Annotated in this window: 17 protein-coding genes; 9 read left to right on the top strand and 8 right to left on the bottom strand. The window is 56.6% G+C overall.

Annotated features, from left to right (window positions below):
- Positions 1-14: 14 nt before the first annotated feature.
- The 3 genes from hcnA to hcnC are packed head-to-tail and all read left to right on the top strand — an operon-like array spanning position 15 to position 2990.
- Positions 15-332 (top strand): cyanide-forming glycine dehydrogenase subunit HcnA, encoded by a 318-nt coding sequence (hcnA, locus tag RMV17_RS18060; protein WP_311881555.1) that lies wholly within the window; start codon positions 15-17, stop codon positions 330-332.
- Positions 329-1738, top strand: coding sequence for a cyanide-forming glycine dehydrogenase subunit HcnB (gene hcnB, locus RMV17_RS18055; RefSeq protein ID WP_311881553.1), 1410 nt, complete (start codon positions 329-331; stop codon positions 1736-1738). The genes hcnA and hcnB overlap by 4 nt, the downstream gene beginning before the upstream one ends.
- On the top strand, positions 1731-2990 hold the full coding sequence (gene hcnC, locus RMV17_RS18050) for a cyanide-forming glycine dehydrogenase subunit HcnC (RefSeq protein WP_311881552.1): 1260 nt from the start codon (positions 1731-1733) through the stop codon (positions 2988-2990). Before hcnB ends, hcnC begins: the two co-directional genes overlap by 8 nt.
- Positions 2991-3107: 117 nt before the next feature.
- Here hcnC and RMV17_RS18045 read toward each other — a convergent pair whose 3' ends face one another.
- Positions 3108-4916, bottom strand: coding sequence for a monovalent cation:proton antiporter-2 (CPA2) family protein (locus RMV17_RS18045; protein WP_160058561.1), 1809 nt, complete (start codon positions 4914-4916; stop codon positions 3108-3110).
- A gap of 260 nt (positions 4917-5176) precedes the next feature.
- Between RMV17_RS18045 and RMV17_RS18040 the strand changes: the two genes are divergently transcribed.
- The gene (locus tag RMV17_RS18040) at positions 5177-6091 is read left to right on the top strand and encodes a LysR family transcriptional regulator (RefSeq protein WP_034156155.1); all 915 of its coding nucleotides are present in this window, start codon (positions 5177-5179) and stop codon (positions 6089-6091) included.
- Here the strand turns inward: RMV17_RS18040 and RMV17_RS18035 are convergent.
- Together RMV17_RS18035 and RMV17_RS18030 are read right to left on the bottom strand one after the other, a co-directional pair.
- A complete protein-coding gene (locus RMV17_RS18035) occupies positions 6081-6851 on the bottom strand; it encodes a substrate-binding domain-containing protein (RefSeq protein ID WP_311881549.1) in 771 nt (256 codons plus the stop codon). The two genes, RMV17_RS18040 and RMV17_RS18035, sit on opposite strands and share 11 nt — an antisense overlap.
- A 12-nt stretch (positions 6852-6863) precedes the next feature.
- A complete protein-coding gene (locus tag RMV17_RS18030; RefSeq protein ID WP_108226972.1) occupies positions 6864-8156 on the bottom strand; it encodes an MFS transporter in 1293 nt (430 codons plus the stop codon).
- A gap of 468 nt (positions 8157-8624) precedes the next feature.
- On the opposite strand from RMV17_RS18030, the gene RMV17_RS18025 reads away from it, so the two are divergent.
- The 4 genes from RMV17_RS18025 to RMV17_RS18010 all read left to right on the top strand — a co-directional run bounded on the left by RMV17_RS18025 (position 8625) and on the right by RMV17_RS18010 (position 12713).
- Positions 8625-8933, top strand: coding sequence for an RcnB family protein (locus tag RMV17_RS18025; protein ID WP_311881547.1), 309 nt, complete (start codon positions 8625-8627; stop codon positions 8931-8933).
- A 205-nt stretch (positions 8934-9138) separates the two neighbouring features.
- The gene (locus RMV17_RS18020) at positions 9139-11073 is read left to right on the top strand and encodes a hypothetical protein (RefSeq protein ID WP_311881546.1); all 1935 of its coding nucleotides are present in this window, start codon (positions 9139-9141) and stop codon (positions 11071-11073) included.
- A 15-nt stretch (positions 11074-11088) separates the two neighbouring features.
- Complete coding sequence (locus tag RMV17_RS18015; protein WP_311881545.1) at positions 11089-11925, top strand: hypothetical protein; 837 nt, start codon at positions 11089-11091, stop codon at positions 11923-11925.
- A gap of 23 nt (positions 11926-11948) precedes the next feature.
- The gene (locus RMV17_RS18010) at positions 11949-12713 is read left to right on the top strand and encodes a M15 family metallopeptidase (RefSeq protein ID WP_311881544.1); all 765 of its coding nucleotides are present in this window, start codon (positions 11949-11951) and stop codon (positions 12711-12713) included.
- A 73-nt stretch (positions 12714-12786) separates the two neighbouring features.
- Here RMV17_RS18010 and RMV17_RS18005 read toward each other — a convergent pair whose 3' ends face one another.
- Positions 12787-13866 carry a sensor domain-containing diguanylate cyclase gene (locus RMV17_RS18005; protein WP_311881543.1) on the bottom strand — a complete coding sequence of 360 codons (1080 nt, stop codon included), beginning with the start codon at positions 13864-13866 and terminating at the stop codon, positions 12787-12789.
- Positions 13867-14029: 163 nt separating this feature from the next.
- On the opposite strand from RMV17_RS18005, the gene RMV17_RS18000 reads away from it, so the two are divergent.
- Positions 14030-14368, top strand: coding sequence for an FKBP-type peptidyl-prolyl cis-trans isomerase (locus tag RMV17_RS18000; protein ID WP_053121462.1), 339 nt, complete (start codon positions 14030-14032; stop codon positions 14366-14368).
- Between the two features lie 59 nt (positions 14369-14427).
- On the opposite strand, the gene RMV17_RS17995 is transcribed toward RMV17_RS18000, so the two are convergent.
- The 4 genes from RMV17_RS17995 to ftrA form a co-directional block, all read right to left on the bottom strand.
- Complete coding sequence (locus RMV17_RS17995) at positions 14428-14763, bottom strand: hypothetical protein (protein WP_311881542.1); 336 nt, start codon at positions 14761-14763, stop codon at positions 14428-14430.
- Positions 14764-14991: 228 nt separating this feature from the next.
- Positions 14992-15261 carry a hypothetical protein gene (locus RMV17_RS17990; RefSeq protein ID WP_007915053.1) on the bottom strand — a complete coding sequence of 90 codons (270 nt, stop codon included), beginning with the start codon at positions 15259-15261 and terminating at the stop codon, positions 14992-14994.
- Between the two features lie 2 nt (positions 15262-15263).
- Entirely contained in the window at positions 15264-15644 is a 381-nt protein-coding gene (locus RMV17_RS17985; protein ID WP_311881539.1) for a DUF6124 family protein, read from the bottom strand.
- 437 nt (positions 15645-16081) lie between these two features.
- Positions 16082-17056, bottom strand: coding sequence for a transcriptional regulator FtrA (gene ftrA / locus RMV17_RS17980; protein ID WP_122598642.1), 975 nt, complete (start codon positions 17054-17056; stop codon positions 16082-16084).
- Positions 17057-17095: the final 39 nt, after the last annotated feature.

The following is a 17095-nucleotide window of genomic DNA, read 5'->3' as shown; positions in this document are numbered from 1 at the left end:
GGATGAACATTGCAATGCACTGCCAAGAAAGAACTTTCGATATCCAGCCGTTGGCGCAGGCGGACATGACCGTCCACATCAACGGTCAAGCGGTCACCGCCGCCATTGGCGAAACCGTCCTCAGCGTTATCCAGGCCCTCGGCGTGCGCCAGATCGCACGCAACGATCACGACCAGATCTCCGGCGCCTACTGCGGCATGGGCGTGTGCCAGTGCTGTCTGGTGAAAATCAATGGCCGGCACAAACGCCGCGCCTGCCAGACCGTGGTGCGGGACGGCATGCAGATTGAAACCCAGGTCAACCGCATCACCACGCAAGAGGTGATCGTATGAGCCAGCAACCGGTCATTGTCGGCGGCGGCCCGGCGGGGATGGCGGCGGCCATCGAACTGGCGCGCCACGGCGTGCGCTGCACCTTGCTCGAAGAAGCTTCACGCCTCGGCGGTGTGGTCTATCGCGGTCCGCTGCGTGACGGCGTGCAACTGGATTATCTCGGCCCGCGTTACTCCGAAGTACTGGGCAAACTGCACGGTGATTTTCAGGAGCAGGCCGGGCTGATCGACGTGCGCCTCAACCATCGCGTGGTCGGCGCCGAAGGCACCCGCGCGCTGGTGGTGCTCGATGGCGACGAGCAATTGCATGAGATCGAGTATTCGCAATTGCTCATGGCTGCCGGTTGCCACGAACGCAGCGTGCCGTTTCCTGGCTGGACCTTGCCGGGGGTGATCATGCTCGGCGGTCTGCAACTGCAAATCAAAAGCGGCGTGGTCAAGCCGCAAGGGCCGGTGATCATCGCTGGCACCGGGCCGTTGCTGCCGCTGGTAGCGACACAACTGCATGCCGCAGGCGTCAGCGTTGCTGGCGTGTATGAGTCCTGTGCGTTCGGCAAGATTGCCCGCGAAAGTCTGGCGCTGCTGAACAAACCGCAGCTGTTCCTCGACGGTTTGAGCATGCTCGCCTACCTGAAACTGCACGGTATCTCGATGAACTACGGCTGGGGCGTGGTCGAGGCGCATGGCGAGGGCGAGCTGAAAAGCGTCAGCGTCGCGCCATATTCGGCCACTTGGGAACCGGACATGTCGCGTGTTGAGCGTTTCGAAGCCAAGACCCTCGCGGTCGGTTACGGTTTCATTCCGCGCACCCAATTGAGCCAGCAGATGGGCCTGGATCACGGCTTCAGCGACGACGGATATCTGCGCGCCAACGCCAACGTCTGGCAGCAAAGCAACGAACCGCACGTGCATCTGGCCGGCGACATGGGCGGGATTCGCGGCGGTGAGGCGGCGATGCTCGCCGGTAAGATCGCCGCAACCTCGATTCTCCTGCAACGCGGTGTCCTCGAAGAGGAACTGGCTCGCGTGCGCCGCGACCGCTACTTGAGCAAACTCAAAGCCATCGTGCGCTTTCGCGCTGCCGTGGATCGCTACACCGAACGCGGCGTCGGCCAGACCGCATTGCCCGCCGCTGACACGGTGATCTGTCGTTGCGAGCACGCCACCCGTGCCGACATCGACCTGGCGCTGGAGCAGGGTGTGCAAGACATCGCCAGCCTGAAAATGCGCACCCGCGTGAGCATGGGCGATTGCCAGGGCCGGATGTGCGTCGGCTACTGCAGCGATCGCTTGCGTCAGGCTACCGGGCGCAAGGACGTCGGTTGGCTGCGCCCGCGTTTCCCGATCGATCCGATTCCTTTTTCCGCGTTCCAGTCTGTCGGCACGGAGGCCGCTGCCCATGAGTAAGTTCTATGACGTGGTCATTGCCGGTGGCGGCGTGATCGGGGCGTCCTGCGCCTATCAATTGTCCAAACGCAAAAACCTCAAGGTCGCGCTGATCGATGCCAAACGCCCGGGCAACGCAACCCGGGCTTCGGCCGGTGGTTTGTGGGCGATCGGTGAGTCGGTCGGCCTCGGCTGCGGGGTGATTTTCTTCCGCATGATGTCGGCCAACCGCAAGCGCGAAACCCAGGGCGCGGCGGTCGCCGTGGACGCGAGCACGCCGCACATTCTGCCGGAGTCGTTTTTCGATTTTGCCCTGCAATCCAATGCGCTGTACCCGGCGCTGCACCGTGAGCTGAAAGACAATCACGGGATGGATTTCAAGTTCGAAAAAACCGGGTTGAAATTCGTCATCTATGACGATGAAGACCGGCTCTACGCCGAGCACATCGTCGGTTGCATTCCGCACCTGGCCGATCAGGTGCGCTGGCTCGATCAGGCTGCGCTGCGCGAGTCCGAGCCGAGCGTCAGCCATGAAGCACGCGGGGCGCTGGAGTTTCTCTGCGACCACCAGGTCAGCCCGTTCCGCCTCGCCGATGCCTACATGGAAGGCGCGCGGCAGAACGGCGTCGACATCTTCGTCAACACCAACGTCACCGGCGTGTTGCATCACGGCAGCCGTGTCACCGGTGTGCAGACGGCCGAGGAGGGCGTGTTCCACTGCAAGACGCTGATCAACGCCAGCGGCGCGTGGGCGGCGGATTTGAGTGAGTGGGCGACGGGTATTCGCATCCCGGTGAAACCGGTGAAAGGCCAGATTCTGTTGACCGAGCGCATGCCGAAAATCCTCAACGGTTGCCTGACCACCAGCGATTGCTACGTGGCGCAGAAGGACAACGGTGAGATCCTGATCGGCAGCACCACCGAAGACAAAGGCTTCGACGTCACTACCACCTACCCGGAAATCGCCGGGTTGGTGCAGGGCGCGGTGCGTTGTTTGCCGGAACTCAAGGACGTCAATCTGAAACGCACGTGGGCGGGCTTGCGTCCGGGCTCGCCGGATGAGTTGCCGATTCTCGGGCCGATGCGCGGGGTGGAGGGGTACTTGAATGCCTGCGGGCATTTCCGCACCGGGATTCTGACCTCGGCGATTACTGGCGTGCTGCTGGACAAACTGGTCAACGACGAACCGCTGCCGTTGGACATCACTCCGTTTCTGGCGGACCGGTTTGAAGTCGCGCCGGTCAAACAGGAGCGCACGCTAGAGCCGGCGTGACACATATCCCCTGTGGGAGCGAGCCTGCTCGCGAAAGCGGTGTGTCAGTCAACATCTCAATGACTGACAGACTGCATTCGCGAGCAGGCTCGCTCCCACATGGGGTTTGTATGTGGCTCAGGATTTGCGGGATTCTTCTTCAAGCTGGTCGGATTCAAACAACCGCGCCAGTTCCGCCCGGGCTTCCTGGGCGGTTTGCAGGACTTTCGCCGCGTCGTCGTAGATCGCGTGCTGCGCCTCCAGCACCTGTTCGTCGTGGTGCTTGAAACGCTTGATCCGCGCATCGGCCTGGGCCTGGGTCAAACCAAGTCCCACCAAGGTACGCCGGCTCATTTCCAGGCTCGAATAATAAGTCTCACGAATCGCCTCCGCGCCAACATCGACCAAGCGGTGTACGTGCTGACGGTTACGGGCCCGGGCGATGATCTTCATGTGCGGATACAGCTTGCGCACCACCTCGGCGGTCTTGATATTGGTCTCCGGATCATCCGTGGCAATCACGAAATATTCCGCCTCGCCGACCTTGGCCGCATTGAGGATTTCCGGGCGCATCGGGTCGCCGTAGAACACCGGCACACCACCAAAACTGCGCGACAGTTCAATGGTTTCCACCGACGTATCCAGCGCAACGAATTTGATGTTTTGCGCACGCAGAATCCGCGCGACGATCTGGCCCATCCGGCCCATGCCGGCGATCACTACACGCGGCGTGTCAGTGTCGATCTCGCGGTATTTTTCCGGTACTTCCACCGGCTGCACTTTCGGGCTGACCAGCCGCGCGCAGATCAGTAGCAACAACGGCGTCACCGCCATCGACAAGGTGATGGTCAGCACCAGCAAGTCATACAGGCGTGGTTCGAACAAGCCCTGATCACGACCAATCTTGAACACCACAAACGCAAATTCACCACCGGCCGCCAAAACGATACCGAGGCGAATCGCACTGACCTTGTTCAAGCCACCGGCCAGACGCCCGACGACAAACAGCAACGGCAATTTCAGACCAATCAACAGCAGCGTCAGCCCCAACACGGTGATCGGCGCACTCAGCAGCAAGCTGAGGTTGGCACCCATGCCGACACTGATGAAAAACAGCCCGAGCAGCAGCCCTTTGAACGGTTCGATCTGCGCTTCCAGTTCATGGCGATATTCCGAATCCGCCAACAGCAAACCGGCAAGAAACGCGCCCAGCGCCATCGACACACCGACCAGATCCATCAACCACGCCGTGCCGATCACCACCAGCAACGCCGTAGCCGTCGACACTTCCGGCAAACCGGTTTTCGCCACCACGCGGAACACCGGACGCAGCAGATAACGCCCACCGACCACGACCACGGCGATACCGCCGAGCACCTGCAACGCATGGTTCAGGCTTTCCGCGTTACTGGTGTCGTGAGCACCACCCGCCAACATCGGCACCAGCGCAATCAATGGGATCGCGGCGATGTCCTGGAACAACAGAATCGCAAACGCCAACCGCCCATGGGGGCTGGTCAGTTCTTTGCGCTCGGCCAGACTTTGCAGACCGAATGCCGTCGAGGAAAGGGCCAGACCGAGGCCGAGCACAATCGCACTGTTCAGTGGTTGACCAAACACCGACAGCGCCAGCACGCCGATCACTGAAGCGGTCAGCAGCACCTGCGCCAGACCGACGCCGAACACCGATTTGCGCATCACCCACAAGCGTCGCGGCGACAGCTCAAGGCCGATGATGAACAGCAGCAATACCACGCCCAGTTCGGAAATATGCGCAACGCTTTGCGGATTGCCGATCAGGCCCAGCACCGAAGGGCCGATGATTACGCCGGCAAACAGATAACCGAGCACGGCGCCCAGTTGCAGACGTTTGGCCAAAGGCACGGTGAGCACGGCCGCGAACAGAAAGACGACAGCGGCTTGCAACAGATTGCCTTCATGGGGCATGGGGGTTACTCCTGACAACGGTACGGCGGGGGTGACAAGGATAAGGGCTACAGCGACTTTTCATCCACCGAAGATCCCCTGTAGGAGCTGTCGAGTGCAACGAGGCTGCGATCTTTTGCTCTTGCTTTTGCCTTCGAAGAATCAAGATCAAAAGATCGCAGCCTGCGGCAGCTCCTACAGGGGATCTTCATGTGGTCTGTAATAAATTGCATCAATTGGTTACATTTATAGCCTAAGCGAATCAATCCCCGAGTCCCGCCATGGCCATCAACTTCGACCTCAACGACCTGCAAGCCTTCCGCGCCGTGGTCGAGCAGGGCAGTTTCCGCAAGGCCGCCGACACCGTGCGCCTGTCGCAACCGGCGCTGAGCCGGCGCATCGAGAAGCTTGAAGACGCCCTCGGCGTCAAACTCTTCGAACGCACCACACGCAAGGTCAGCCTGACTCAAGCCGGACGCGGCTTCATGCCCAGTGTCGAGCGTTTGCTCGATGATCTCGACGTTGCGTTATTGGGCATCAGCGAAGTCGCTTCGACGCGTCTGGGCCATGTCACCGTCGCCTGTGTGCCCTCGGCGGCGTACTACTTCATGCCCCGCGTGGTGGCGCGCTATCACCAGCAATTCCCACGGATCAAAGTCAAAGTGCTCGACTCCAGCGCGCACGATGTCTTGAGTGCGGTGGTCAATGGCGAGGCGGATTTCGGCTTGAGTTTCCTCGGCACGCAGGATGCCAAAGTCGAGTTCGAACCGCTTGTGCAGGAGTGCTACGTCGTCGCTTGTCGCCGCGATCATGCGTTGGCCGGGCGCAGCAGTGTGAGCTGGGACGAGTTCTATCAGCAGGATTACATCTCGCTCGACAAGACCTCCGGCAACCGCTTTCTGCTCGATCAGGCGTTGAGCAGCGTGGTGCCGCAGCGCTCGAGCATCTGCGAAACCCGCCATGTGACGACGATGATTGGTCTGGTGGAGGCGGGGTTGGGCGTGGCGGCGGTGCCGTTGATGGCGATGCCCGGGCCGGATCATCCGATCCTGACGCGGGTGCCGCTGACCGACCCGCAAGTGATGCGTAGTGTCGGCATCATCAAGCGCCGGGGTCGCACGTTGACCCCGGCGGCACTGGAACTGGAGCGGCTGGTGGTGGAAATGAAGGTCCAGCCGCCGATTGTCAGCGCTTGACCGAGTCCAGCCCGGTGGCCTGCACGTCTGCTTGTGCGGCCGGCGCGGCGAGGTAGGCGAGCAGGGCTTTGGCCTCTTCTGGATGCTGCGCACCGACTGGAATCCCGGCGGCAAATCGCGTTACCGATTGCACCGATTCCGGAATCTTCGCGACGAAACTCACGCCCGGTACTGGCAGCAATTCGCTGACCTGCTGGAAGCCCAATTGGTAGTCGCCAGTGGCAACCACCGAGCCGACCGGGATTTTCGGGATCATTTTGGCCTTCGGTTTCAGTTGATCTTCGATGCCGAGTTTCTTGAACAACTGCTGCTCGATGTACACGCCGCTGGCGCTGTCGGAGTAGGCCACCGATTGTGCGTCGAGCAGGGTTTTCTTCAGGCTGTCGACACTGCTGATGTCCGGTTTCGGCGCGCCTTCACGCACCACCAGGCCAATCCGCGAATCCGCCAGTTCCACGCGCGAGGCCGGGTCGACCTTGCCTTGTTTGATCAAGTCATCGAGGGCGTAGCCGACCATGATCACCACGTCGGCGTGCTCGCCGCGCGCGAGACGATTGGGGATCGCCTCCGGCGCCTTGCCCATCGATGGGCCGAGGCTGGTGGTCAGTGTGTTGCCGCTGGCGGCGGCGAATTTCGGCCCGAGAATCTTGTAGGCAGCGGTGAAACCGCCGGAGGTCATCACGTTCAATTCTTCGGCCTGGGCCGCGAGGTTGAACGCGAGACCGGCGAGCAGGGCGGTGACAGTAAAGAGTTTTTTCATGGCGAGTTTTCCTCAGGCCGCGACAGGTTGCAGACGACCACCGGCACGGCGGTACAGATAAAGAGTGGCGCACAAGGCACACAGCGCACCGATGCTCATCCAGTAACCCGGCGCGGCTTTGTCGCCGGTGTACTGAATCAGGAAGGTCGACATCGCCGGGGTGAAACCGCCGAAAATGGCGGTGGCCAGGCTGTAGGCGAGGGAGAAACCGGCAACGCGAACCTCGACCGGCATGATCTCGGTGAGCGCCGGAATCATTGCGCCGTTGTACAAACCGTAGATAAACGACAACCACAACAGCGACAGCAGCATGTGGCTGAAGCTCGGCGCCTGCACCAGATACGACAGCGCCGGGTAGGTGGTGGCCAAGGCCAGCAGCGACATGGCGATTAGCACCGGACGACGGCCTATACGGTCGGACAACAGGCCGCCAATCGGCAGCCAGAAGAAGTTCGACACACCGACCAGCAGGGTCACCAACAGTGCATCGGAGGTGCTCAGGTGCAGTACGGTTTTACCGAAGGTCGGCGCGTACACGGTGATCAGGTAAAACGCGGTGGTGGTCAGCGCGACCATCAACATGCCGCCAAGTACCACACCCCAGTTCTGGCCGAGGGTGCGGAACACTTCGCCCATGCTCGGACGGTGTTTGCGTGCGGCGAACTCTTCGGTTTCCGCCAGGTTACGGCGCAGGAAAAAGATGAACGGCACGATCATGCAGCCAACGAAAAACGGAATCCGCCAGCCCCAATCGGCAATCACATCCGGCGCCATCCACGCGTTCAAGGCATAGCCCAAAGCAGCGGCGACGATGATCGCCACTTGCTGACTGGCCGACTGCCAAGCGGTGAAGAAACCTTTGCGGCCCGGCGTGGCGATCTCGGCGAGGTACACCGACACACCGCCCAGTTCCGCCCCGGCCGAGAAGCCTTGCAGCAAGCGCCCGATCAACACCAACGCCGGTGCAAACAGGCCGATGCTTTCGTAACCGGGCACCAGCACAATCAATATCGTGCCGCTGGCCATGATCGACAGGGTGACGATCAAACCTTTACGCCGGCCGACATCATCGATGTACGCACCGAGCACAATGGCGCCCAGCGGACGCATCAAAAAGCCTGCGCCGAATACGGCAAAGGTCATCATCAGAGAGGCAAATTCACTGCTCGCCGGGAAAAACACCGCCGCGATCTGCGTGGCATAGAAGCCGAACAGAAAGAAATCGAACTGTTCGAGGAAGTTGCCCGAGGTCACCCGGAAAATGGCGCCGGCCCGCGAGCCGTTGTGTGGGATTGAGGCTGTCATAGAAAAGTACTCCACCGCTTTTATGACGTGCGCGACGGGAGGGCGGCGCACGGTTTTTATTGAGGCGGATGGTGGCGCAGGTGTAACGAGATGTTAATTGCATTGTTGGCATGGATTGATGTGCAAAGTGGATCAATGGTTTTTTTGGTACAAATCCATTGCTGCGGTAACGGCTGCTTATGGTTTCGCCCTCACCCCAGCCCTCTCCCGAGGGAGAGGGAGCCGATTTCGGTTGGTTTTGAAACTTGCATTCGACTCGGTATCGCACGTCGGCGCACTTCTGCCAAACACCTCGGTCAGTCCCCTCTCCCTCCGGGAGAGGGCTAGGGTGAGGGGCTCTTGATTTTGCTTTTGTCTCCAGGACCCCCGAATTCCAATGACCTCAAGCGGCCACCCCCGGCAAAAAAGGAATGATTCCCGCCCCACGCAGTCGGAGTTGAGGTACTACCCAATTCAGGAGGTTCACCGATGAACAGCAAAACCCTAATCGCCAGCCTGGCCCTTGTCGCCGGCATTGCCGGGATCAGCCCACTTGTTCAAGCGGCGCAAACCTCAAACAACACCGTCGAACATTCCCCCACCGGTGACCGTGAACTGACCGTAGGCGACCGCGCACCGGACGTTTATCAGCGTAGCGAAAAAGCTTTGGGCAACTGGAAACAGAAAGGTTTGAAGCAGCCGGAAGACCAGTCGCAATGGGTGCAGATCAATGACAAGTATGTGCTGGTGAAGATCACAAACGGGACGATCGTGGCGATTCAGCCTGTCGAACGCTAGCTGTGTATGAGGAAACGCCAGTCAACGAAACTTGAGTAACTTTGGAATTGTGTTTATAGCTAATTACATACTAAGACAATAGCTAAAATTCCGTGACTGTAATGTTGAAGAGACAGTTTACAAAACTGTCTCGATTTTTTTCGCGCCCCGCTTGATTTTTTTATTCTCCCAGCTAGCGTGAAGGTTCAGTAGGACCTATAACACGATGGAGCGCGCCGATGTGGAGACCTATCAACAACATTCTCTGCTATTAGTCTTGGCGCGATATTCTTTTGGGATTCCTGTTTTTCTCATTGGGTTAGGTTTTTGCTCGGCTGGTGCCGACGTGAACTTGCAAGCTAATGAGGTTTCGCCTGATGACTTTGTTTTGGTCCGCCGGATTATCGACACGCGCTACTATGACTTTGAAACACCAAAAAGTACTCCTAAAGAGGTGGAGGGTATTAAGGAGCCGTATCAGTCAGGGGTGAGGTTGCGACCATCCTTGTCACTTGGCGAAACACTTGAGGCGGGATTCGCTCGTGAAGTAAAAGTTGAAAAAAATGATGGTGTTTCGAATGTCGTTTTTCGGGAGTATGGATTTGGCCAGAAAAATGCGTCAAAGGCTTATGCTGAAATTGAAAAAAAGATTGTGCAATTAAATGGTTTGGATGCTCAGGATAAGTTGATATTGGCAGGCAGTACCATCAAGATTCCTGCTGTTCCAAAAATTGCTTTGGAGAGACCAAATCCGAATAATGCTAATAATCTGATCCCTAGGATTAGCGTTTATCCAAGGTTGCAGGAAGTTATTTATAATAATGAGTATAATTTTGAATCGATGGCAATCAAGAGTCGCCCCATAGTTTTATCGCGAGAGCGTGAGGGCTCACCACTGGTATTCCAGTATGTCTGGTTGCCTCGGTCATTTAATGAACAAAGGCTCAGAAAAATACTGCCGTCGGAGAAAGACGAAACTCAATCGGAAATATTGACTGTCAATACCGGTTCCACATCTCCTGGCGATAATGTGCCTGTTGATTTTGTTTCAGTTGCTGAAAAAGCAATCATAATAGATAAGTTTTCTACTCCCGCATTTCAGCAGTCAGTTCTCATCATTCTGGACGATGGATGGCCAAGTAATGAGGCTTATCGCGAATCGATTGCTTTTTTTGCGGACGCTTTTGAAAGAATTCATGAAAAATTTCGTTATCCGATTGGAAAAACGAAGGAGTTGCTTTCTTCTCAACTCGAAACAGATTATCCCAAGAGCGTGTTCCATTCGCTATATATTCAACAGTCGTTACAGGCGCTGGTAGATTTGGAGTCTGGATCGCCAAGTGGCAAAAAGGTAAAGGTCGTTTATCTCCCATTGTCAGTCGCTCAAAAAAACTCGCGAACTGTTTTGGAAGACTTGATTGCTCTTCGGATACTTGATGATGGAATGCTCACCCGTAGGGGGGATGCTGTACCGAAGGAAAATATTAGCAATGCACAGAGAATTTCAAAGGATATTGTCGGTCGACTGAAAAGTGATTTTGGAATTCCCGAGTTAAGAACAGATAAGGCGGTTATTGAGTCTGTTCTATTGTTTGTTGATTTATATTCTCAAGCTACAGGTGTGCCGTATGTTGTCAATTTTTCCTGGACAACTCCTAGGCTGCAGAGCAAGTTCGCGTCATTTAGCTTCAATCAAGGGGTGCTGGTGTCAGCGGCGGGAAACGGTTCCTTGAACGATTGCACTAAGTGTCGGCCTTATCTTGCTGGACAAGATGAATGTAAATGCGCTGAGAATGCTGCCGCTAAAGAACAACTCTTCGCAACGCGATCCGTGGAGGGGCAGGATGTCATAGCGGTGATGAATACTACCCGGGATGGCTATTTGCAGTGTAGATCAAGCATCGTCGGGTCAAAAAGAACGGATCCATTGGCGTTTTCGATGGACGGAACTGTGAGTAAAGACGTTTGTGGAACCAGTTTTTCTGCTCCTAGAATCGCTTGGCTGTTAGCCGCCAAATTGGCATACACCGATTTAAATACACTTGATCCGCCTGGCCCGGATAGAGGTATCCAGTTAAGGGATATCTTTCGTCAAGCGCGTGTAGGCGGAATGGAGTCAGGCGAGAGATTTAATCTTGATATAAAAAAACTATTCAAATGAATGGAGGTGGCTGCTATGAGAAACGTGTTTGTTCTTCGTGGAATCATTTCTTTGACGATTGTTTTTTTTATTACTGGTTGTCGTCATGATATGGAAGAAGCATGGACAGATGTTGCGAAGAATTGTGCGTTTAGCGAGCTTAATTCCGATAAAGCACTGTTCTTTGGGCCGTCGAATGCATTAGGGCCAGGTTCTGTTTGGCGAAAGATGGATAGTCAGGACGGTGGTGGATATCGTGTTCGCTGGGACTCGACATCGATTCCTGATAGCACATCATGGATTAAGGCGGGTCGGGAGTTTGATTGCGAGGGTAAAACGGTTACAAAATTTAGTGGTAGTGCCTCGGCAGCGTTTACTACGGATTTGACACCGTTTTCGGTAGATGTGAAGAGTGAACTTGGCAAAGCAAAAAATGTTGATGTAAAAATATCAATGATGAGATGGGATACTATTTTGGAAGGACCATTTGAGCAGAAAATTATGGCTCTTCCAGATACCTCTCCGATTAAACTTGATATAAATAAAGACGGCCGCTTGGTTATGTATCGAGCGTTACTGGTCAGAGGGTTTAAAGCGAAACTCTCATTCGATACTGCAACCGCAGCCGCCCTGAATGCTAAATTGAAAGATGGCGTATTAAAACCTATTAATGGTGATCTTGGAGCAGCGTTAAATGTTAAGTGGGAGAAAAGTGAAGAGCTGACGTTGACGTCTGTAGATGATTTTTATGTTGCAGGGGAACTTTCGAAATACAGCAGTACAGGGTTTGCGTCTTCGGGCTCCTGGTTTTCACCGACTATTGATGTGGAGAAAAATGCAAAAGTTGAATGGAGGTCAATTTCTGATAAATAATGATAATTACAGGGGCTTAAGTCATGAAAACTCCGTTGGTGTTAATCGATGTTCCGTCGATTTACGAGAATAAACACGGTATTGCTGTTTCTTTGCCGCGGCGCCTTGCGTCGGCAAGTCCAGATATGGCGTTGGCGATTACCCGAGTGGGGCATGAACTAGAAAAACTGGGTGGCAGATTGGTTTTGTCAGATTTGTATCGAAGTTATGATATGCAAATGCAGGCCCATCTTGACTATGTCAAGAAGAATAAAAGCGCATTTAGCCCCGCTCCAGGCGGTAGCTTTCATGAGTCCGGGCGGGCCATGGATATCTCTTTATCTGACTTGAAAGTTTCTCTGCAGAAATTTTGGGAGGTTGCAGCAGCTTATGGATTGAACCCTATTATTGACGAGCCAAAGACCAAAATTAGTGAGTCATGGCATTTTGAATGCAGAGGCAGTCATCAAGTTGTCATAGATTATTATAAGGCTGGCAATGGTAGTAATTTTGAAAAACCTTATACGGCGGGAGCTGCTTCGGCAATTCTGGCGAGCGGAGGTAAGGTCGATAAGTTTGGTGAACATCAACGTGAGGCTCAGCTTCAGGCAGCACTCATTCGTTGTGGCTATGTTATAGGTGACATTGATGGAGTGATAGGTGTTAAAACCAGAACCATTCTTAGTGGTTTGTCTATCGATGACAATGATATAGATCAGGCGTTGAAGAGTGTTGAGGACTTGGTGCAGACAAAATTTCCTGAGGAGTATCGGATTTCAAATGAGATCGCATTGTTAAGTCTGAATTGATTAAAGTGGTATTAATTAGGTGGAAGAGCGGTGCGTGTAATTTCAGTATGGAAATATTTTTCATTCATGGGGGTTAGGTGCGAAGACATTGCAATTGTGTGGTTGAGGCGTGACCCAGCCGATACTGATTGTTGCCACTGCGCTTGGCCTCATACATCGCCAGATCGGCAATGTGCAGCAAGCGATCCATAGCCGTAGCATGATCCGGAAACACCGCCACGCCAAGGCTGGTGCCGATGTGGCGCTGGTCGTTGCCGATGCTGATCGGTGGCGACAGTTCGATGAAGATTTTCTGGCAGATGCTGCGGGCTTCGTCCTGCAAACTCAGGCTCGGCGCCAGGCCTTGCAGGATCACGACAAACTCATCACCGCCAATGCGCGCGACGGTGTCGGTCGCTCGCAAGATGCGTTTCAGCCGCGTGGCCATGGTGATCAGCACCCGGTCGCCGGCGGCATGGCCGTAGCGGTCGTTGATGGTTTTGAAGCCGTTGAGGTCGACGAACACCAGTGCGACGCGGGTCTCGGTCTGCCGCGCGTGAACCAGCGCTTCCGACAAGCGTTGTTCCAGCACCAGGCGATTGGGCAGGCCGGTCAGCGGATCGAAGTGAGCGAGGTGTTGCAGGTAGCTGGCCGAGGCTTTTTCTTCGGTGATGTCGCGCACCACGCCCATCATTTTCACCACCGCGTCATGGTCGTTGCGCACCACGTTGCCGGTTTCCCGCAGCCAGCGAATCGTGCCGTCGGGCCAGACCACGCGGTATTCCTCATCGTGGTTTTCGCCGGTTTCAAGACAGCGCAGTTCACCTTCGCGCACCCTGGTGCGGTCGTCCGGATGGACGCAGGAACAGAACAGCGCATAGGACGGGGTGATCTCGCCGATCTTGAACCCGAACATGCCGTAAATCGCATCCGACCAGTACAGCCGATCCGTGTCGACTTCCCAGTCCCATGTGCCGATGCGCGCAAAGTACTGGCTGCGTTTGAAACGCTCGACGTCGCCGTCCGGCTGAAGGTTTCGGCCCTCGGCGGCCCGTGTCAGCAGATCGCGGTACTGCGCAAGCTGCCTGCGCAAACTGCGTTCGCGCCACAGCAGGAGGGCGATGATGGTGAGCAAGATCGCGCCCACGGCAAGGCTGATCCAGAACAGAGTCATTCGGGCGCTGCCAGCATGGCGGGTCGATCCGTGGAGTAGTGGCGGTTGGCTATGTTAATGCTTCAATACTCAGTTCCGATACCATGTTGATCTGCGCTGGCAGGTTGCCAATCCACGGCATTTCTGGGAAAACGGCGACCGGCTGAACAATAGAGTGAATGTTATGAATGATGAACTGCAGGTAATCGATCTTCAGGTCGGCGAAGGCAAAGCCGCCGTCAAAGGCGCGCTGATCACCACCCAATACACCGGATGGCTGGAAGACGGCAGCGAGTTCGATTCTTCCTACAGCCGTGGCAAACCTTTTCAGTGCGTGATTGGCACCGGGCGGGTGATCAAGGGTTGGGATCAGGGCTTGATGGGGATGCAGGTGGGGGGCAAACGCAAATTGCTGGTGCCGGCGCATCTGGGGTATGGCGAACGGACGATGGGCAAGATTCCGCCGAATTCGAATCTGGTGTTTGAGATTGAGTTGTTGGAAGTGCTGACGCGGGAGGATTGAGGTGGGGGGCGTCGATTTGGATGAAGTCCGTTACTTCATCCAAATGCCGTCAGGGTGGATCAGGTGAATACGTCTATATCGTCAAGCGCGTCTTCGATGATTCCTTGCAGGGAAGGGTGCGTTTGCTTGGCTGATTCGAGTGCCGCAAAAACTGTTTCAGTATCCAGCTCGCCATGTCGGCGAGCGATGTGCCCGAGTGCAGTCGCCGCAGCGGCCACAATTGCTTCGGTTTTGCTGGTGAGGTGTTTCAGGCAGATGTCCTGAGCCCAATTTCTATCGGTTTCATTCAGGCCAATGGATACGAGTGCGGCGATAACGTTTGCATCTATGCCGCTGGAAAGTAGGCGGATGGCCTCATCGTGGTTTATCGATGGGTTTTGGTAGATGAGGCTCATGTGTCTTCCAGTGCATCCCAGACACAAGAGAAGCTTTGGAAGCGGGGTTGATGTTCCTTCATGGTTTAAGCCTTCCTGGTATTTGGCTTTCAGATATTCGTCAGCTGAAAGAACGCTTTCGCGAGCAGGCTCGCTCCCACATTGGGACGGCGGTGTACTCGAATGTCGCGAGTCACCGCGAACAACTGTGGGAGCGAGCCTGCTCGCGAAGAACGATCACGCGGTCAATCAGGCCGCATGTGCCATCTCGGCCAGTGTGTCGGCCACGGTTTTTTGCAGTGAGGGGAACCGGCGGGTCACGCGGCGCAGTGCGGGCAGGACGGCGTCGATTTCCAGTTCATCGAGTTGGGGAAGGACGGTGACGGCGGAGGCGACGATGGTTTCGCGTTCGCTTTCGAACAGCACCAGGCAGGCGTTCTGTGCCCAGCGTCCGTCCCGTTCGTTGAAGCCCATGGCCACCAGTGCTGCGACGACTTGTGCATCGGTTTTGTTGGACATGTTTATTGCCTCAGGGCGGGTTCGATTTTGTCGAGGGCGCGGTTGACCGCGAGTTCGCCGAGCATGACCACTTGCTGGATGCCGAGCACGGTGTTGCGGTAGGGCGAGTCGAGCAGGGCGGCGAAGTCGCTGAGCATGATGCTGGCCGAGGCCATGGATTCGCAGGCGTGGGCCATGAGGTCTTCGGCGCCGGTGTTCGGGTCGACGAGGAACATGGTGCTGGGTTTGCGCGGTGGCGCTGGGGGTGTGGGTTTCAGGTAGTGATCGAGGGCGCGTTCGGCGGCTTCGTGGAGTTTTCTGGAGCCCGGTGTGGAATAGGGGGACGTTGGATTTTGATCAACTTCCGCACCTGTTTCGGGCGGATTCGGCGTTATCTTGAACATATGCTGGGAAACCTCAATGAGGCTGACACCGTTCTGCGACTAAACATTAGGTGGCAGCTATACGCAGGTTAGTCGACCGGCATCCCAAGCATTACCGGCGCGCTCGAAAGCGCCCTGCGCACAGCCGCCATTGAGTGCAGGCATGGAAATGCCAGACTGAATAACAGCTTGCGAACTTGAGAAAACACCGAGCGACTAAACCCGATCACTGAACATTCAGTGACGCGAACCAAGTTACCGGCAGCCCCCAAGCCGCACAAGCCGGCGGATTCTGGCGTAGTTGTAGGCAAAGGCGCAAGGCGCTGTAGCCTTGCGGCTGATGTCTAAATGATGCTGCGTTTTACCCGGCGCTTTCGCGAGCAAGCTCGCTCCCACAGGGGGAACGCATTCCAAACTGTGGGAGCGAGCCTGCTCGCGAAGGCGCCTTCAAAATCACCTCAGGATTCAACCCTCACACCCCGCCCAAACCGCTCCCGATACACCGACGGCGGCACCCCCACCACCCCACGAAACGCCACGCGAAAACTCTCCACCGACCGATAACCGCAACGCTCGGCAATCTGCTCAGTGTTATGCGGCGTACTCTCCAGCAACTCCCGCGCCCGCGCCAACCGTTCATGCTGCAACCACGCCTTGGGCGACTGCCCGCTGGCCTCGGTAAAACGCCGCAGAAACGTGCGCTCACTCATCGCCGCTTCACTGGCCAGATCACGCACTTCCAGCGGTTCATGCAAACGCTCGCGCGCCCACTGCATGACGCGCGACAGATCGTTGCGCGGCGTCGGGCTGACCGGTGTTGGAATGAACTGCGCCTGGCCGCCGGTGCGTTGCGGCGACATCACCAGTCGCCGCGCCACCGAGTTGGCGACTTGCGTGCCGAAGTCCCGCGCCACCAGATGCAGGCAGGCATCGATCCCGGCAGCACTGCCGGCCGAGGTGATCAACTGACCGGAATCGACGTAAAGCACATCCGGATCGACCGCAATCGCCGGGAAGCGCTGCGCCAGTTCCGCCGTGTAACGCCAATGGGTGGTGGCGCCATGGCCGTCGAGCAGGCCGGTGGCCGCCAGCACAAATACACCGGAGCAGATCGACAGCAACCGCGCACCTCGGGCGTGGGCCTGGCACAGCGCGTCGATCAATGCTGGAGGCACTGCCGCGTTGCGGTCGCGCCAGCCGGGAATGATGATGGTGCGCGCTTCGGCCAACAATTCCAGACCGCCATCGGCCAGCACCTGAATGCCGCCCAAGGCGCGCATCGGGCCTTGATCGACCGCCGCAATGGCGTGGCTGTACCACGGGAAATCGAACTCCGGCCGGGTCAGGCCAAAGACCTCCACGGCGATGCCAAACTCGAATGTGCAGAGGCCGTCGTAGGCCAGAATCGCGACCAGACCTGGTGATGTCGGCATTTGGCGGAAAATTCCCGGTGAGTGTCTTGTGCGCCACTG

Origin of the sequence: Pseudomonas sp. VD-NE ins (assembly GCF_031882575.1) — a bacterium.
In the GTDB taxonomy this organism is placed as follows: Bacteria; Pseudomonadota; Gammaproteobacteria; order Pseudomonadales; family Pseudomonadaceae; genus Aquipseudomonas; species Aquipseudomonas fluorescens_BZ.
This window is presented reverse-complemented; position numbering and strand designations above follow the sequence as displayed.

Excerpts from the sequence above, each read along its gene's own strand:
- hcnA (WP_311881555.1), top strand. The coding sequence starts at position 15 with ATGCACTGCCAAGAAAGAACTTTCGATATCCAGCCGTTGGCGCAGGCG.
- hcnB (WP_311881553.1), top strand. The coding sequence starts at position 329 with ATGAGCCAGCAACCGGTCATTGTCGGCGGCGGCCCGGCGGGGATGGCG.
- hcnC (WP_311881552.1), top strand. The coding sequence starts at position 1,731 with ATGAGTAAGTTCTATGACGTGGTCATTGCCGGTGGCGGCGTGATCGGG.
- RMV17_RS18045 (WP_160058561.1), bottom strand. The coding sequence starts at position 4,916 with ATGCCCCATGAAGGCAATCTGTTGCAAGCCGCTGTCGTCTTTCTGTTC.
- RMV17_RS18040 (WP_034156155.1), top strand. The coding sequence starts at position 5,177 with ATGGCCATCAACTTCGACCTCAACGACCTGCAAGCCTTCCGCGCCGTG.
- RMV17_RS18035 (WP_311881549.1), bottom strand. The coding sequence starts at position 6,851 with ATGAAAAAACTCTTTACTGTCACCGCCCTGCTCGCCGGTCTCGCGTTC.
- RMV17_RS18030 (WP_108226972.1), bottom strand. The coding sequence starts at position 8,156 with ATGACAGCCTCAATCCCACACAACGGCTCGCGGGCCGGCGCCATTTTC.
- RMV17_RS18025 (WP_311881547.1), top strand. The coding sequence starts at position 8,625 with ATGAACAGCAAAACCCTAATCGCCAGCCTGGCCCTTGTCGCCGGCATT.
- RMV17_RS18020 (WP_311881546.1), top strand. The coding sequence starts at position 9,139 with ATGGAGCGCGCCGATGTGGAGACCTATCAACAACATTCTCTGCTATTA.
- RMV17_RS18015 (WP_311881545.1), top strand. The coding sequence starts at position 11,089 with ATGAGAAACGTGTTTGTTCTTCGTGGAATCATTTCTTTGACGATTGTT.
- RMV17_RS18010 (WP_311881544.1), top strand. The coding sequence starts at position 11,949 with ATGAAAACTCCGTTGGTGTTAATCGATGTTCCGTCGATTTACGAGAAT.
- RMV17_RS18005 (WP_311881543.1), bottom strand. The coding sequence starts at position 13,866 with ATGACTCTGTTCTGGATCAGCCTTGCCGTGGGCGCGATCTTGCTCACC.
- RMV17_RS18000 (WP_053121462.1), top strand. The coding sequence starts at position 14,030 with ATGAATGATGAACTGCAGGTAATCGATCTTCAGGTCGGCGAAGGCAAA.
- RMV17_RS17995 (WP_311881542.1), bottom strand. The coding sequence starts at position 14,763 with ATGAGCCTCATCTACCAAAACCCATCGATAAACCACGATGAGGCCATC.
- RMV17_RS17990 (WP_007915053.1), bottom strand. The coding sequence starts at position 15,261 with ATGTCCAACAAAACCGATGCACAAGTCGTCGCAGCACTGGTGGCCATG.
- RMV17_RS17985 (WP_311881539.1), bottom strand. The coding sequence starts at position 15,644 with ATGTTCAAGATAACGCCGAATCCGCCCGAAACAGGTGCGGAAGTTGAT.
- ftrA (WP_122598642.1), bottom strand. The coding sequence starts at position 17,056 with ATGCCGACATCACCAGGTCTGGTCGCGATTCTGGCCTACGACGGCCTC.